The 16424-nt window shown below is 71.2% G+C and carries 12 protein-coding genes and 5 pseudogenes; 13 read left to right on the top strand and 4 right to left on the bottom strand.

The features are described 5' to 3' along the window. Nucleotides 1-325: 325 nt before the first annotated feature. The 5 genes from IE260_RS03965 (at nt 326) to IE260_RS03985 (ending at nt 7059) form a co-directional block, all read left to right on the top strand. Nucleotides 326-1216 (top strand): FAD binding domain-containing protein, encoded by an 891-nt coding sequence (locus tag IE260_RS03965; RefSeq protein WP_189869028.1) that lies wholly within the window; start codon nt 326-328, stop codon nt 1214-1216. Next, nucleotides 1216-1791: a (2Fe-2S)-binding protein gene (locus tag IE260_RS03970; RefSeq protein WP_189869029.1), complete on the top strand. Its 576-nt coding sequence runs from the start codon at nt 1216-1218 to the stop codon at nt 1789-1791. The genes IE260_RS03965 and IE260_RS03970 overlap by 1 nt, the downstream gene beginning before the upstream one ends. A gap of 2 nt (nt 1792-1793) precedes the next feature. Next, on the top strand, nt 1794-4178 hold the full coding sequence (locus IE260_RS03975) for a xanthine dehydrogenase family protein molybdopterin-binding subunit (protein ID WP_189869030.1): 2385 nt from the start codon (nt 1794-1796) through the stop codon (nt 4176-4178). A gap of 202 nt (nt 4179-4380) precedes the next feature. Beyond that, entirely contained in the window at nt 4381-5847 is a 1467-nt protein-coding gene (locus IE260_RS03980; protein WP_189869031.1) for an NCS2 family permease, read from the top strand. Between the two features lie 51 nt (nt 5848-5898). Continuing rightward, nucleotides 5899-7059: an XdhC family protein gene (locus IE260_RS03985; RefSeq protein ID WP_189869032.1), complete on the top strand. Its 1161-nt coding sequence runs from the start codon at nt 5899-5901 to the stop codon at nt 7057-7059. 249 nt (nt 7060-7308) lie between these two features. Here IE260_RS03985 and IE260_RS03990 read toward each other — a convergent pair. Together IE260_RS03990 and IE260_RS03995 are read right to left on the bottom strand one after the other, a co-directional pair. Beyond that, a pseudogene (locus IE260_RS03990) lies at nt 7309-7605 on the bottom strand (helix-turn-helix domain-containing protein); the annotation flags it as partial. Nucleotides 7606-7670: 65 nt separating this feature from the next. Continuing rightward, complete coding sequence (locus IE260_RS03995; RefSeq protein ID WP_229880398.1) at nt 7671-8228, bottom strand: MmpS family transport accessory protein; 558 nt, start codon at nt 8226-8228, stop codon at nt 7671-7673. Between the two features lie 114 nt (nt 8229-8342). On the opposite strand from IE260_RS03995, the gene IE260_RS04000 reads away from it, so the two are divergent. From IE260_RS04000 to IE260_RS42990, 4 genes and pseudogenes are all read left to right on the top strand, one after another. After that, the gene (locus IE260_RS04000) at nt 8343-8831 is read left to right on the top strand and encodes a hypothetical protein (RefSeq protein ID WP_189869033.1); all 489 of its coding nucleotides are present in this window, start codon (nt 8343-8345) and stop codon (nt 8829-8831) included. A 126-nt stretch (nt 8832-8957) separates the two neighbouring features. Continuing rightward, nucleotides 8958-9200, top strand: a pseudogene (locus tag IE260_RS04005) (SDR family NAD(P)-dependent oxidoreductase); the annotation flags it as partial. 19 nt (nt 9201-9219) lie between these two features. Continuing rightward, a pseudogene (locus tag IE260_RS04010) lies at nt 9220-10033 on the top strand (helix-turn-helix domain-containing protein). Nucleotides 10034-10227: 194 nt separating this feature from the next. Further along, nucleotides 10228-10455, top strand: a pseudogene (locus IE260_RS42990) (Tn3 family transposase); the annotation flags it as partial. On the opposite strand, the gene IE260_RS04020 reads toward IE260_RS42990, so the two are convergent. Together IE260_RS04020 and IE260_RS04025 are read right to left on the bottom strand one after the other, a co-directional pair. Next, complete coding sequence (locus tag IE260_RS04020; RefSeq protein WP_189869034.1) at nt 10410-10850, bottom strand: SRPBCC family protein; 441 nt, start codon at nt 10848-10850, stop codon at nt 10410-10412. The pseudogene IE260_RS42990 and the gene IE260_RS04020 sit on opposite strands and share 46 nt — an antisense overlap. Nucleotides 10851-10911: 61 nt before the next feature. Next, nucleotides 10912-11697 carry a polysaccharide deacetylase family protein gene (locus IE260_RS04025; RefSeq protein ID WP_229880399.1) on the bottom strand — a complete coding sequence of 262 codons (786 nt, stop codon included), beginning with the start codon at nt 11695-11697 and terminating at the stop codon, nt 10912-10914. 130 nt (nt 11698-11827) lie between these two features. Here IE260_RS04025 and IE260_RS04030 point away from each other — a divergent pair, with 130 nt between their 5' ends. From IE260_RS04030 to IE260_RS04045, 4 genes and pseudogenes are all read left to right on the top strand, one after another. Next, nucleotides 11828-12805: a UDP-glucuronic acid decarboxylase family protein gene (locus IE260_RS04030; RefSeq protein ID WP_229880400.1), complete on the top strand. Its 978-nt coding sequence runs from the start codon at nt 11828-11830 to the stop codon at nt 12803-12805. Nucleotides 12806-12947: 142 nt separating this feature from the next. Continuing rightward, entirely contained in the window at nt 12948-14582 is a 1635-nt protein-coding gene (locus tag IE260_RS04035; protein WP_189869035.1) for a carbamoyltransferase family protein, read from the top strand. Then, nucleotides 14579-15598 carry a glycosyltransferase family 2 protein gene (locus IE260_RS04040; RefSeq protein WP_229880401.1) on the top strand — a complete coding sequence of 340 codons (1020 nt, stop codon included), beginning with the start codon at nt 14579-14581 and terminating at the stop codon, nt 15596-15598. Before IE260_RS04035 ends, IE260_RS04040 begins: the two co-directional genes overlap by 4 nt. After that, a pseudogene (locus tag IE260_RS04045) lies at nt 15595-16164 on the top strand (D-glycero-alpha-D-manno-heptose-1,7-bisphosphate 7-phosphatase); the annotation flags it as partial. The gene IE260_RS04040 and the pseudogene IE260_RS04045, both read left to right, overlap by 4 nt. Between the last annotated feature and the right edge of the window lie 260 nt (nt 16165-16424).

Genomic DNA, 16424 nt, shown 5'->3' on the forward strand with positions numbered 1-16424 from the left:
TCGTGATGGGCCCTGGGAAGGGGCCCGTTTCGGCGGGCCGGCGAGCGCTGCCCGCCTGCTTCCGAGCTGTGTTCCAGGTCACGCCGTCGTGTCGCGCGTTTCCAGAGGAAGACAAGGAGGTTACTGATGACCTCCGTTCATACGAATCTACAAGATGCCCGGCCTGGCCAGCCAACTCCTTCATGGTTTCTGCGACTGACCCCGGTGGAGCACAGGACGGTGTACTGAGCCCACTCCACGTGAACAGCACATGAACGAGCCGGGCCCGCCGCACACGGATTGGCTCAATCTGTACGACCCCATCAGACGAAGAAGAGAGCCGGTCATGGACTTCCTTCGCCCCGCCAGCTGGGAGGAGGCGCTCGCCGCCAAGGCCGAGCACCCCACCGCTGTGCCGATCGCGGGTGGCACCGACGTGATGGTCGAGATCAACTTCGACCACCGCCGGCCCGAGTACCTCATGGACCTCAACCGCATCGGCGACCTCACCGAGTGGGAGGTCGGCGAGGACACCGTACGGCTCGGTGCCTCCGTGCCCTACACGAGGATCATGGAGAACCTGGACACCGAGCTGCCGGGTCTCGCCCTCGCCTCGCACACGGTCGCCTCCCCGCAGATCCGTAACCGCGGCGGCGTGGGCGGGAACCTCGGCACCGCCTCCCCGGCCGGCGACGCCCACCCGGCGCTGCTCGCCGCCGGTGCCGAGGTCGAGGTCGAGTCGGTGCGCGGGGCGCGCCGCATCCCGATCGACGAGTTCTACACCGGTGTGAAGCGCAACGCGCTGGCACCCGACGAGCTGATCCGCGCCGTCCACGTCAAGAAGGCCGACGGCCCCCAGCAGTTCTCCAAGGTCGGCACCCGCAACGCCATGGTCATCGCCGTGTGCGCGTTCGGCCTGGCCCTGCACCCCGAGACCCGCACGGTCCGCACCGGCATCGGCTCGGCGGCACCCACGCCCGTCCGCGCGAAGGCCGCCGAGGAGTTCCTGAACGCGGCGCTCGAAGAGGGCGGCTTCTGGGACAACGGAAAGATCATCACCCCGTCGGTCGCCAAGCAGTTCGCGGACCTGTGCTCCGCCGCCTGCAACCCGATCGACGACGTCCGGGGCACCGCGAGCTACCGCCGGCACGCGGTCGGCGTCATGGCCCGCCGGACGCTGACCTGGACCTGGGAGTCGTACCGCGGCACCCGCCGCGCCGCAAAGGGAGCTGCGTAATGCGCGTCAACTTCACTGTCAACGGACGTCCGCAGGAGGCCGACGACGTGTGGGAGGGCGAGTCCCTCCTCTACGTCCTGCGCGAGCGCCTGGGCCTGCCCGGCTCCAAGAACGCCTGTGAACAGGGGGAGTGCGGCTCCTGCACGGTCCGCCTGGACGGTGTGCCGGTGTGTTCCTGCCTGGTCGCGGCCGGACAGGCGCAGGGCCGCGAGGTCGTCACCGTGGAGGGCCTGGCGGACTTCGCCAAGCAGCGCGCCTGCGGGACCGGATCCTGCGGCGGCACCTCGCTGGACGAGGCCAAGCGGTGGGAGGCCGACGGCACCGACTCGCAGACCGGCGAGGGCACCGAACTCGCCCCCATCCAGCAGGCGTTCATCGACGCCGGCGCCGTCCAGTGCGGCTTCTGCACGCCGGGCCTGCTGGTCGCCGCCGACGAGATGCTGGAGCGCAACCCGAACCCGACCGACGCGGACATCCGCGAGGCCCTGTCGGGCAACCTGTGCCGGTGCACGGGCTACGAGAAGATCATGGACGCGGTCCGCCTCGCGGCCGCCCGGCAGTCCGAGGGGGTCTGAGCATGGCTGCCAACGGTGCTCCCACCAAAATCACGCAGGGTTCCCAGACCAAGGGCGGCATCGGCGAGTCCACGCTCCGCCCGGACGGCACCCTCAAGGTCACCGGCGAGTTCGCGTACTCGTCGGACATGTGGCACGAGGACATGCTCTGGGGCCAGATCCTGCGCTCCACGGTCGCGCACGCCGAGATCGTGTCGATCGACACCGGCGAGGCCCTCGCGATGCCGGGCGTGTACGCCGTCATGACGTACGACGACCTGCCGACCGACGTGAGGAACTACGGCCTGGAGATCCAGGACACCCCGGTCCTCGCCCACGGCAAGGTCCGCCACCACGGCGAGCCGGTCGCCATCGTCGCCGCCGACCACCCGGAGACCGCGCGCCGCGCCGCCGCCAAGATCAAGGTGGAGTACAGGGAGCTGCCCGTCATCACCGACGAGGCCTCGGCCACCGCCCCCGACGCGATCCTCGTCCACGAGAACCGCGACGACCACCACATCGGTCACGTCCCGCACCCCAACATCGTGCACCGCCAGCCGATCGTCCGCGGCAACGCCGACGAGGCGGCGAAGCGCGCCGACGTGATCGTCAAGGGCGAGTACTACTTCGGCATGCAGGACCAGGCCTTCCTGGGCCCCGAGTCCGGCCTCGCGGTGCCGGCCGAGGACGGCGGCGTCGACCTGTACATCGCCACCCAGTGGCTGCACAGCGACCTGCGCCAGATCGCGCCCGTGCTCGGCCTGCCCGAGGACAAGGTGCGCATGACGCTCTCCGGCGTCGGCGGCGCCTTCGGCGGGCGCGAGGACCTGTCGATGCAGATCCACGCCTGCCTGCTGGCGCTGCGCACCGGCAAGCCGGTCAAGATCGTCTACAACCGCTTCGAGTCCTTCTTCGGCCACGTCCACCGCCACCCGGCGAAGCTCCACTACGAGCACGGCGCCACCAAGGACGGCAAGCTCACGCACATGAAGTGCCGGATCGTCCTGGACGGCGGCGCCTACGCCTCCGCCTCCCCGGCGGTCGTCGGCAACGCCTCCTCCCTGTCCGTCGGCCCGTACGTGATCGACGACGTGGACATCGAGGCCATCGCCCTCTACAGCAACAACCCGCCCTGCGGCGCCATGCGCGGCTTCGGCGCGGTCCAGGCGTGCTTCGCCTACGAGGCGCAGATGGACAAGCTGGCGAAGAAGCTCGGCATGGACCCGGTGGAATTCCGGCAGCTGAACGCGATGGAGCAGGGGACCATCATGCCGACCGGGCAGCCGGTCGACTCCCCGGCCCCGGTCGCCGAACTGCTGCGCCGCGTCAAGGCGATGCCGATGCCGCCGGAGCGCCAGTGGGAGTCCAGCGAGGGCGCCGACGTACGGCAGCTGCCCGGCGGCCTGTCCAACACCACGCACGGCGAGGGCGTCGTCCGCGGGGTCGGCTACGCGGTCGGCATCAAGAACGTCGGCTTCTCCGAGGGCTTCGACGACTACTCCACCGCCAAGGTGCGCATGGAGGTCATCAACGGGGAGCCCGTCGCGACCGTGCACACCGCGATGGCGGAGGTCGGCCAGGGCGGCGTCACCGTCCACGCGCAGATCGCCCGCACCGAGCTGGGCGTCACGCAGGTGACGATCCACCCGGCCGACACGCAGGTCGGCTCGGCCGGTTCGACCTCGGCCTCCCGGCAGACGTACGTCACCGGCGGCGCCGTGAAGAACGCCTGCGAGCTGGTCCGCGAGAAGGTCCTGGAGATCGGGCGCCGCAAGTTCGGCTCCTACCACCCCGCCTGGGCCACCGCCGAACTCCTGCTGGAGGGCGGCAAGGTCGTCACCGACGGCGGCGAGGTCCTCTCCGACCTGGTGGACGTCCTCGGCGACGAGGCCGTCGAGGTCGAGGAGGAGTGGCGGCACCGGCCGACCGAGGCCTTCGACCTGCGCACCGGCCAGGGCAACGGCCACGTGCAGTACTCCTTCGCCGCGCACCGCGCCGTCGTCGAGGTCGACACCGAGCTCGGCCTGGTCAAGGTCATCGAGCTGGCCTGCGCCCAGGACGTCGGCAAGGCCCTCAACCCGCTCTCCGTCATCGGGCAGATCCAGGGCGGCACGATCCAGGGCATGGGCATCGCGGTGATGGAGGAGATCGTCGTCGATCCCAGGACCGCGAAGGTCAGGAACCCGTCCTTCACCGACTACCTGCTCCCGACCATCCTCGACACGCCGACCATCCCGGTCGACGTGCTCGAACTCGCGGACGAGCACGCCCCGTACGGGCTGCGCGGCATCGGTGAGGCACCCACCCTGTCGTCGACGCCGGCGGTCCTCGCGGCCATCCGGAACGCGACCGGACTCGCGCTGGACCGGACGCCGGTACGCCCGGAGCACCTGACCGGAACGGCGTGACAGACCTCCGGGCGGCGCACGGAACGTCACACACTCCGCGCCGCCCGGAGCACACCCCCACGGGTCCGCTCCGCTCGCGGCCCTGGAAGCACCACCACTCATACGTTCGTCTCGGGCCGTCCCCCGGGTCGTGCACATCCCAAATCCCGCAGCCGCAAGGACGGCCGAGCGGGTGCCCCTTTGAACCTTGGGAGACGGCACCATGACCCAGCAGTCAGTGGAGCCCACGACCGCCGCCGAGGACGCGGGTGCGGGTTCCCGCATCCCGGCCGGCCGGTCGTGGCTCGACCGCTACTTTCACATATCCCACCGGGGATCCACAGTCGCGCGTGAGGTGCGCGGCGGCGTCACGACCTTCATGGCGATGGCGTACATCCTGCTGCTCAACCCCGTCATTCTGTCCGGCGAGGACGTGGCCGGGGACACCCTGGGCCAGAAGGCCCTGATCACGGCGACCGCGTTCGGCGCGGCCTTCACCACCCTGCTCATGGGCTTCGTCGGCAAGGTGCCGCTCGCCCTCGCCGCCGGCCTGTCCGTGTCCGGCGTGCTCGCCGCCCAGGTCGTGCCCAGCATGACGTGGCCCCAGGCCATGGGCATGTGTGTGGCCTACGGTGTCGTGATCATGCTGCTGGTCGTCACCGGCCTACGCGAAATGATCATGAACGCGATCCCGTTGCCGCTCAAGCACGGCATCACCATGGGCATCGGCCTGTTCATCGCCTTCATCGGCCTGGTCAAGGCCGGTTTCGTCGGCCGCAACCCGGCGCCCGGCGGCGGTCCCGTCATCCTCGGTCCCGGCGGCGAGCTCGCCGGCTGGCCGGTGCTCCTCTTCGCCGCCACGCTGCTGCTGATCTTCGCTCTCCAGGCCCGCAACATCCCCGGCGCCATCCTCATCGGCATCATCGGCGGCACCGTCGTCGCGGCAGTCCTGAACGCGGCCGGCGTCATCGACGCCAAGCAGTGGGTGAACGGCGCCCCCGAGCTGCACGGCAGCCCCGTGTCGATGCCCGACTTCTCCCTCTTCGGCGAGGTGTCCTTCAGCGGCTGGGGCGACGTCGGCGTCATGACCGTCTCGGTGATCGTCTTCACCCTGGTCCTGGCCGGTTTCTTCGACGCGATGGCCACCATCATCGGCGTCGGCACCGAGGCCAACCTCGCCGACGACAAGGGCCGTATGCCGGGCCTGTCCAAGGCCCTGTTCATCGACGGTGCCGGCGGTGTGGTCGGCGGTGTCTCGGGCGGCTCCGGCCAGACCGTCTTCGTCGAGTCCGCGACCGGCGTCGGGGAGGGTGCCCGAACGGGCTTCTCCTCCGTCGTCACCGGACTGTTCTTCGCCGCCTGCCTCTTCTTCACCCCGATCACCGCGATCGTCCCGCAGGAGGTCGCCTCCGCGGCCCTCGTCGTCATCGGCGCCATGATGATGATGAACGCCCGGCACGTCGACTGGGCCGACCGCGCCACCGCGATCCCGGTGTTCCTGACCGTGGTGATCATGCCGTTCACGTACTCCATCACTCCCGGAGTCGCGGCCGGCGTCATCTCCTACGTGGCCATCAAGGTCGCCCAGGGCAAGGCCCGGGAGATCGGCGCCTTCATGTGGGCCCTCACGGCGATCTTCCTCGTCTACTTCGCCCTCAACCCGATCGAGAGCTGGCTGGGCGTGCACTAGCCGCTCCCACGGGAACCCTTCTCACAACCACCCGTCAAAGGAGACCGACAGATGCTGGACATCGCCGAAGAGCTGCACCGGTGGGTCGAGCAGGGACGTGACTTCGCCGTGGCCACCGTGGTGGCGGTCGGCGGCAGCGCGCCCCGCCAGCCCGGCGCCGCCCTCGCGGTGGACGCCGACGGCACGGTGATCGGCTCGGTCTCCGGGGGCTGTGTGGAGGGCGCCGTGTACGAGCTGTGCCGGCAGGCGCTCGAGGACGGCGAGACCGTCCTGGAGCGCTTCGGTTACAGCGACGAGGACGCCTTCGCCGTCGGCCTGACCTGCGGCGGTGTCATCGACATCCTCGTCACGCCGGTACGGGCGGCCGATCCCGTCCGGACGGTGGCCGCCGCCGCGCTCGCCGCCGCCGCGCGGGGGGAGGCGGCGGCGGTGGCGCGAATCGTGAGCGGTCCGACGCAGTTGAAGGGCCGTGCGCTCCTGGTCCGCCCGGACGGCAGTCACGAGGGCGGCTTCGGCGCCCACCCGGAACTGGACCGCACGGTGGCCGCCGAGGCGGGCGCCTTCCTGGACGCCGGCCGCACCGGCACGCTGGAGATCGGTGAGCAGGGGTCGCGCTGCGGAGCACCGCTCACGCTGCTGATCGAGTCCTCGGTCCCCGCCCCCCGCATGATCGTCTTCGGCGCCATCGACTTCGCCTCGGCGCTGGTCCGGGTCGGCAAGTTCCTCGGTTACCACGTCACGGTGTGCGACGCCCGCCCCGTCTTCGCGACGCGGGCCCGCTTCCCGGAGGCGGACGAGATCGTCGTGGAGTGGCCGCACGAGTACCTGGAGCGCACCGAAGTCGACGGCCGTACGGTGCTGTGCGTCCTGACCCACGACGCCAAGTTCGACGTACCGCTGCTGAAGCTCGCCCTGAGCCTTCCGGTGGCGTACGTGGGCGCGATGGGCTCGCGGCGCACCCACCTCGACCGGAACGAACGCCTGCGTGAGGTCGGCGTCACCGACCTCGAACTGGCCAGGCTCAGGTCCCCGATCGGGCTGGACCTCGGCGCGCGCACGCCCGAGGAGACGGCCCTGTCGATCGCCGCCGAGATCGTCGCGGGCCGGCGCGGCGGCAGCGGGGTCTCACTGACCGGCGCCCACACCCCGATCCACCACGAGGGTGCTGGAACACCTACACCTACGACGTCATCGGCAACCGCACCGGCCTGACCCGGCACGGCATCGCCGGCACACCCATCTCGACAGTCGCCAACACCTATGGTGAAGGTGACGCAGGCCCTCACCAGCTCACCAAGACGGTCACCAGACCAAGGCCACCGGCACCACACCCGCCGTCACCTCCCAGGACACCTACACCTACGACGAAGCCGACAACACCACCAGCCGCGTGCTCGGCGGCAACACGCAGACGCTCAGCTGGGACAAGCAGGGCGACCTCGCACAGGTCGTAGAAGAATGCTCCTGCAGGACGGCGATGTCGACGGTCTCGCCGATCTTCTCGGAGAGCCGCTCGCACACCGCCCGGCCCTGCTGGGTGAGGCCGAGCCGGCTCGTGACCGCGCCCGCCAGGCGTACGATCCCCGAACCGAGCCGGTACTTGCCCCGCTCGGTCGCCTGCTCTACGAGGCCGCGCGCCTCCAACGCACCGAGCAGACGGAACGCGGTCGACTTGCGGACGTCGATCTCGGCGGCGACCTCGCTCACACCCGCCTCCCCGCGCTGGGCGAGGATCTCCAGGAGGCTGACGGCACGGTCTTCCCTTGCGGCCGTCTTGCGCGCGCGGTGCGCAGGTGGTTGCCTGCCGGGAACGGGACACCGCGTCAGTTCCCGGGCGCGCCCTGGCGAGGCAGTTGGCCGACGCAGGTGGTGCGGCCGAACGCGCCGGTCGCGGTGGCGCTTTGGACGTGCTGTCCGCGGACGGCGAGGGTGCAGCGGGCCTGGCCGCCCTGCTCGTCGAGGACGATGTTGACGATCGGCTCCTTGCCGAGTGGGACGTCGACGGTTTTGCGCCATGGCAGGGTGGCCGCCTTCACGACGGTGGCCTGTCCGGTCTCGCTGCTGCCCTGATAGGCGATGTCGGCCGTGCCCTGGCCGGTCACCTCGTAGGTGACCGCTGCCGTGGGGGTGCGGTGTTCCGGCTTGCCGTCGTTCTCGCCGGTGTTGAGTACGCCGTAGAGGACCAGGCCGAGGCAGGCGGCCAGCGCGGTCCCGGCTACGAAAAGCCCGGAACGCAGGGAACGTGGGTCGGCGGAATCGGCTACCGAGACGGTTGTTTCGTCAGGGAATGCCTCAGAAGTTTGCTTGGAGGTTTCCGCGGAATTCGGGTGATCGACCCCCGATTCGGGGGCAGTGGTGCCCAATGCTTCGTCCTCTCGCACATGCCGTCGCTGTGGTCCTGTGCGGCGCACCGCGAGCTCGAGCTCGCGGTGCGCCCACGCGTGTATGCGTCCATGATTGGACGTCGAGATTATGCGGCATGGCAAGGAGTAGGCATGAGTGAAATCACCCCTTGGATCGGTCTGGCGGGAATTCGATTCGGTGAATCGAGGGCCACTCTGCGGGATCGGCTGGGTGAATACCGGTCCTTTCGAAGGACTCCGGATACCTCACTCATCGATCACTACATGGAGGCCGGGTTGATGCTCGGTTTCGATGAATCCGATCGTCTGGATCTGATCGAATGCACTGACTGGGCGGAGCCGTCCCTTGCCGGCGTCCGCCTGACGGGGCGCCCCTTCGGTGATGTTCTGACCGAGCTCGCCGACCGGCATGTGCCCTTTGAATTGGACGAGTCGGGGTGTTCCCTCACCGGGCTCGGCGTCTCACTGTACTCTCCGGCCCCGGACGAGCCGGATGTCGACGTGGAGGGTGTGGCCATCTTCTCTCGTTCCCGGGATGGAGAGGGGGAGAGCGAGCGGGCCGAGCTAGACGATGCCTCCCCGCGCGAATCCGACCCTTCACAGACCCAGACTCTCTTCTGAGCCTGGATTCACCGTGTGAATTCTGGTCGGGGACAACTCTGTGGGTCCCTGTCCGGTATCTCCGGGGCCCCTGAAGTGTGTCGCATCATGGAATCGCGTTGCTGGGAAGGTCTTGCGCCGAAGTGCGACGCGTTCACCCCGCACCTGATCCGGCGGGGCGCCGGCACCTTCATCACCGTCACCTCCGGCATCGCCTTCCTGCCCTTCCCGCCCATGCCCAGCTACGCCGCCTCGAAGGCCGCGGTGCATGCCTACTCCGAGGCACTGCGCGCGCAGCTCGACGGCACCGGTGTCGGCGTCGTCGAGCTCGTCCCCCCGGCCGTCGCCACAGCAGGCCAGGAAAAGGTGAACCCCCACGCTCGGCAGCTACCTACGTGCCCGGCGTGAGCTGGTCTCCCCGGCGCAGGCAGGACTCCCGCCCGGCGGCAACCGCCGCGTGCCCGGCCTGCGCCGTGAGGAAGTCGCCCTGCTCGCCGGAATCAGTCCCGACTACTACCTGCGGCTGGAACGAGGCCGTGACACGAACCCCTCACCGCAGGTCCTCGAATCACTCGCGCGCGTCCTGCAGCTCGACGACATCGAGCGGACGTATCTGCTCGGCCTCGCCGCGGCACGCCCCAGGGCGCCGCGCCGCAAGCGGCCCGAGCACGTACCGGCGCGGGTGCACGAGCTGCTCGCCCACCTTCAGATCCCCGCGTTCGTCGAAGGGCGCGCGTTCGACGTCCTGGCCTCCAACCCCATGGCCGTCGCGCTCTCCCCCCGCCTGCGGCCAGGCCAGAACCGGCTACGTTCTCTCCTCCTCGATCCCGAAGAACAAGCCTTCCACCAGGATTGGGCCAAAGCCACCGCCGACTTCGTCGCCGCGCTTCGCACCACCATCGGGGACGACACCGACAACCCCCGGTTCGTCGAACTCGTCGGAGCTCGCACTGTCCAGTCAGCGGTTCCGCACCCTGTGGGCCCGCCACGACGTCCGGAATCTCGACGGAGGCACCACCACCGTCCACCACCCCGTCGTCGGTGAACTACGCCTCCACCGCGACAAACTCGCCATCGACGACGTCATCCTCGTCGTCTACTACCCCGACAAGGACAGCGACAGCGACGAGAAACTGCGGCTCCTCGCCGCACTCTCGGACACCGAGTCCGCTGGCACGGCACACGACAGGCCGGCGGACATCACGCGCCCGGAGACATCCTGACGAACACGCGCCGTCCCGGCGTCGCAGCCAGGACGCCCCCGCCGAGCCCGAGCCGCAGAAGAAACCGAAGAACCTGCGGCGCCTCAAGAAGGCGATCCGCAAGAAGTGGGGCACCGTCGCCCTGATCGACATCCTCAAGGAAGCCGCCCTGCGCACGGGGATGCTCAAGGCCCTGGCCCCGGGTCGGCACCCGCGAGGCCATCGACGAGGCGAAGCTCCTGGAGCGCCTGCTCCTGATCGCGTACGCGTACGGCACGAACTCGGGGGGCAGCTCGGTCGCGGCCGGCGAACACGGGCACAGCGAGGAGGAGCTGCGCTACGCCTCCCGCCGCTACCTGACCGCCGTCGGGCTCAAGGCCGCCGGCGTGGTCGTGCGTCACGGCTGTCTCAGCAGCCGGTTCACCGCCCGTCCGAAGACGTAACGCCCCGAGCGGGCGAGGAGGCCGTCGAAGACGTCCGGGAGCGGGCGGACCCGCAGTTCCTCGCGCCACAGCACCCGGGCCCGGCCGCCGGGGCCCGGCCGGACCTCGATCTCGGCCCAGCCCCTGACCAGCCGGCCCCGCTTGTCCAGCCGGCACAGGCCCGGGGTGTCGTCGGTCGGCGGCTGCCAGACGGTGACCTCCATCCGGTCGTCGAAGGCGAGCGGACCGATGCCCGTGCGGGCCACGACGACCGTGCCCCGGCGGGTCGGCGGGGGCGGGGCGACGGTGACCCGGGTCAGGGGTACCGCGTCGCCGTGGCGGTGCCAGTCGGTGAGGCGGCGCCATGCCTCGTCCGGGGGGAGCGGGGCGGTGCGTTCCAGGAAGAAGGTGACCACGGAACGATCGTAGGGAATCGGCCCTGCTCGCCGCCGTTTCCACCGCCCCACGGCGGGCCGCCTAGCGGTAGACCTTCCCCGGCTCGGCCTTTCCGGGTGCCAGCAGCTGCGGCACCGTCACGAAGACGTAGCCCCGCTTCTTGAGCGCGTCGATGATCCCGGGCACGGCGGGCACCGTTCCTTCGTAGATGTCGTGCAGGAGGATGATGCCGTCCCGGGAGGACTGGTCGAGGACCCGCTCGGTGATCAGGTCGGAGTCGGTGGTCCGGTAGTCCTTGGCGGTCACGCTCCACAGCACCTCCGCGAGACCGAGCTCGCGGCAGATCTCGTGCACCGTGTCGTCCGTGCGTCCCTGCGGCGGGCGCATCAGCGTGGGGCGCTGTCCGGTCAGCCGCTCTATCTCCTCGTTCGGGCGCTCCAGCTCCTCGCGTATCTCGTCCGGCTCGATCTCCGTCAGGATCCTGTGCGTCCAGGTGTGACTGGCCACCTCGTGCCCCTCGTCGGCCATGCGTGCGACGAGCTCGGGATACGTGTCGATGTGCCGCTTGCCCAGCAGGAAGAAGGTCGCGGGGACCTGCTTCTCCTTGAGGATGTCCAGCAGCCTGGCGGAGTTCTCGCTCGGCCCGGCGTCGAACGTCAGCGCTATGCACCTGGCCCGGCGGCAGTCGACCATCCCGAACGCGGCCCGCGCCTGGGCGCCCGCCGCGGCGCGGACGGAGCTGGGGGCGCTCGTCTCCAGTTGGGTGCAGCCGCTCAGCGTCGAGATCACCGCGGCCGCGGCCGCGAACGCCGTGGCCCCACGCAACCCGGTCCCCGTTTTCTTCATCTTCCTGGTCAGAGAAGGCATGCGAGGACTATACATAGCGAGTATAGACGCAGTTTATAGTTCCTCGTCGAATGCCCGTTCGGGGTAGTGGGAACGGTCACCGGGTTACTCGCGCCGACACGCAAGTGAAGGCGAGAGTGAGGAGAGCCCCGTGAGCGACAGCATCGTGAGCGGCCGGCCCTGGCGCCGGGCCCTGGTGACCGGCGGAGCCGGATTCGTGGGATCCCACCTGTGCGGCAGGCTGCTCGACACCGGCGCCGACGTCGTGTGCCTCGACAACCTGTCCACCGGCTCCCGGAGCAACGTGGCCGAACTGGAGCGGCACCGCGGTTTCCGGTTCGTCCACGCCGACGCCACCGACCCGGCGGCACTGCGCGGCCTGCCCGGCCGGTTCGACCTCGTCCTGCACTTCGCCTGCCCGGCCTCGCCCGCCGACTACCTGCGGCTGCCCCTGGAGACCCTCGACGTCGGCAGCACCGGCACCCGCAACGCCCTGGAGCGGGCCCTCGCCGACGGCGCCCGCTTCCTGCTCGCCTCCACCTCCGAGGTCTACGGTGACCCGCTGGAGCACCCGCAGCGCGAGACCTACTGGGGCAACGTCAACCCGATCGGTCCGCGCAGCGTCTACGACGAGTCCAAGCGCTTCGCCGAGGCCCTGGTCACCGCGCACCGCCAGGTGCACGGCACCGACGCCGCCATCGTCCGCATCTTCAACACCTACGGCCCCCGCATGCGCACCGGCGACGGCCGCGCCGTGCCCACCTTCATCGCGCAGGCCCTGGACGGCATGCCCCTCACCGTCGCCGGCGACGGCGGCCAGACCCGCTGCCTGTGCTACGTCGACGACACCGTCGAGGGCGTCCTCGCCCTCGCCGCTTCCGGTGAGAGCGGCCCGGTGAACATCGGCGGCACCGACGAGATCACCATGCTGGAACTGGCCCGCCGCATCGTCGGACTCACCGGCTCCGGCTCCCGCATCCGCTTCGTCGAACGCCCCGTCGACGACCCCGGCCGGCGCAGGCCCGACACCACCCTGGCCCGGGAACGGCTCGGCTGGCAGCCCCGGGTCGGCTGGAGCGAGGGACTTCAGCGGACCATCGGCTGGTTCGCGCACTCCGTCGCCGCGTGAGCCATTCGGAGCAGTGCACTACACACGGTGATATGTCCGTTCATTTACGGAAGTGAGCTGTCTCCAAGTGTTTGAGGCAGCCGCACCGCGGCACCCGCGAGCCCAGAGAGACTCATGAGTCGCCCGGGACGGAGCACACCGCATGCGCATCCTTGGTATCAACGCCCTGTTCCACGACCCGGCCGCCGCGCTCGTCGTCGACGGCCGGACCGTCGCGGCCGCCGAGGAAGAGCGCTTCAGCCGCCGCAAGCACGGCAAACGCCCCGTCCCCTTCTCGGCGTGGGAGGTGCCGGAGCTGTCGGCCCGCTGGTGCCTGGAGCACGCGGGCGTACGGCCGGAGGAACTGGACGCCGTCGCCTACTCCTTCGACCCCAAGCTCGCCCGGCCCGCCCGCGACATGGGCCTGAACGACCCCTGGGACCCGCTGCGGCTGGAGTACGCCCGCCGCGCCCCCCAGTTCCTCGCCGAGGCGCTGCCCGGACTCCACCCCGACCAGGTCGTCTTCGTCCCGCACCACGTCGCGCACGCCGCCTCCGCGGGCCCCGCCTCCCCGCACCCCGACAACGACGTCCTCGTCCTCGACGGGCGCGGCGAGTCCGCCTCCCACCTGGCCGGCCGCTACCGCGACGGCAAGCTCGACACCCTCGCCACCCAGGCGCTGCCGCACTCGCTCGGCCTGGTCTACGAGGAACTGACCGAGCACCTCGGCTTCCTGCGCAGCAGCGACGAGTACAAGGTGATGGCCCTCGCCTCCTACGGCACCCCCCGCCACCTCGACCGGCTGCGCGAGCACGTCCACGCCACAGGCGACGGCGGCTTCCGCGCCCACGGCGTCGACTGGGCCGCCCTCGCCCCGCCCCGGGCCAAGGGGGAGGACTGGACGCGTGACCACGCCGACCTCGCCGCCAGCACCCAGGCCGTCCTGGAGGAACTGCTCCTCGACCTCGTCCACTGGCTGCACCGCGAGGCCGGGGGAGAGGCCCTCACCATGGCCGGCGGCGTCGCCCTCAACTGCGTGGCCAACTCACGGATCGCCGCGCGCGGCCCCTACCGGCACGTGTGGGTGCAGCCCGCCGCCGGCGACGCCGGCACCGCCCTCGGCGGCGCCCTGCACATCGCCGCGCAGGAGGCCGCCCCCGCACCCATGCCCGGCGCCGACCTCGGCCGCGGCTGGAGCGACGAGGAGATCCGCGCCTGGCTGGAGACGGCCGCGATCCCCTACGAGGAGCCGGACGACATCGCCGAGACGGTCGCCGAGGAACTGGCCCGCGACGGGATCGTCGCCTGGTTCCAGGGACGCAGCGAGTTCGGGCCCCGCGCCCTCGGGCACCGCTCCCTGCTGGCCCACCCCGGGCGGGCGGAGAACCTGGAGCGGCTCAACCACGTCAAGGGACGCGAGGAGTTCCGGCCCGTCGCGCCGATGGTCCTCGCCGACCGGGCCGCCGACATCTTCGACGGGCCACTGCCCAGCCCGTACATGCTCTTCGTGCACGACGTCGCCGCCGAGTGGCGCAGCCGCGTCCCGGCCGTCGTGCACGTCGACGGCACCGCCCGCATCCAGACCGTCGAGGAACGCCGTGAACCGCTCGTCGCCCGCATGCTGACCGCCTTCGAACGGCGCACCGGGCTGCCGGTCGTGGTCAACACCAGCCTCAACACCGCCGGGCGGCCCATGGTCGACGACCCGCGCGACGCGCTGGAGTGCTTCGGCTCCGCGCCCGTGGACCTGCTGGCGATCGGGCCCTTCGCGGTCCGCCGGGGGAGGGCGTTCGTATGACCGGCGCCACGATGACCGGCTACGCCGTCGTGATCCCCACCCTCGTCCGCGACACGCTCGCCGACTGCCTGGCCGCGCTGGCCGCCGCGCACGGCCCCGGGCCGGACGAGATCGTCCTCGTCGACGACCGGCCCGACCCCGACGCCGACCCGGGAGCGCTGGAGCATCCGCTGAGCGTCCTCGGCGACCTGCGTGAGCGCACGGTGGTGCTGCGCAGCGGGGGCCGCGGGCCGGCCGCCGCCCGCAACACCGGCATCCGTACGGTCACCTCGCCGTGGACCGCGTTCCTCGACGACGACGTCCAGGTCGGTCCGCACTGGTGCGACCAACTGGTGCAGGACCTCACCGAGGCGGCCCCCGACACCGCCGCCGTCCAGGGAGTGATCGCCGTGCCGCTGCCCGGTGAACGCCGCCCCACCGACTGGGAACGCGGCACCGCCGGCCTCGCGCGGGCCCGCTGGATCACCGCCGACATGGCCTACCGCACCGACGCGCTGAAGCAGGTCGGAGGCTTCGACGAACGCTTCACGCGCGCCTTCCGCGAGGACGCCGACCTGGCGCTGCGCGTGCTCGACGCAGGGTGGCGCATCCGGCAGGGCCGGCGCACCACCCGCCACCCCGTACGTCCCGCCTCCCGATGGGTGTCCCTCAAACAGCAGCGCGGCAACGCCGACGACGCGCTCATGCGGCGGCTGCACGGCCCCGACTGGTGGCACAAGGCCGTCGCCCCCAGGGGCCGCATCCGCCGCCACGTCGCCGTCACCGCCGCCGGAGCCGCCGCCGTCGCCCTCGCCGCGGCCGGCCGCCCCCGGACCGCCGCGGTCGCCGGGCTCGGCTGGGCCGCCGGCACCGCCGAGTTCGCCTGGGCCCGCATCGCACCCGGGCCCCGCACCCGGTACGAGGTGACGACCATGCTGGTCACCAGCGTCCTCATCCCACCGGCAGCCACCTGGCACCGGCTGCGTGGACTGTGGCGGCACCGCAGCGCCCCCGCCTGGCGGGAGGTGGTCGCATGAGCCCCGTCAAGGCCGTCCTCTTCGACCGCGACGGCACCCTCGTCCACGACGTCCCCTACAACGGCGACCCCGCGCGGGTACGGCCCGTCGAGGGCGCCCGCGAGGCACTCGCCCTGCTGCGCCGAAGCGGCATCCGCACCGGCGTCGTCACCAACCAGTCCGGCATCGCGCGCGGACTGCTCACCGACGCCGACGTCCGCCACGTCAACCGGCGCATCGACGAACTGCTCGGCCCCTTCGACGTCTGGGCGGTGTGCCCGCACGGCCCCGACGACGGCTGCCACTGCCGCAAGCCGCAGCCCGGCCTGGTGCTGTGGGCGGCCGGCCGGATCTGCACCGCCCCCGGCGACTGCGTCGTCATCGGCGACATCGGCGCCGACGTCGAAGCCGCCGAGCGGGCGGGCGCCCACGGCATCCTCGTACCCAACCGGCAGACCCGCCCCGAGGAGACGTCCGCGGCCGGCCACGTGGCCCCCGACCTGCTGACCGCCGTACGCGCGGTGCTCCACGGCCCGCCGCGCGGCCGCGTCCTGGCCGACGAACGGCCCATCGAGGCGGCGTACACCACGGACACGGGAGCCTTCGAAAGCGCCCCGGCACCCGCCCGGGTCCGGCCTGCCACCGGTAAGGCCGGGAACACTCCCGGGCCGCGCCGGGGCGACTCCACCGACGGCGCCGGGGCGGGTCCGGTCGCCTCCGAGGCGTGGGGTTCCGGTGGCGCCGACGGCGGCGGACACGGCTCGGATGTCGGCCTGGGCGGGCCTTTCGCCCGTGGTGGTGGGGCCGGCTCGGAGTCGTGGGGTTCCGGTGTCGTCGGCGGTGGACC

The sequence above is a fragment of the Streptomyces viridiviolaceus genome (genome assembly GCF_014650995.1).
Classification (GTDB): domain Bacteria; phylum Actinomycetota; class Actinomycetes; order Streptomycetales; family Streptomycetaceae; genus Streptomyces; species Streptomyces viridiviolaceus.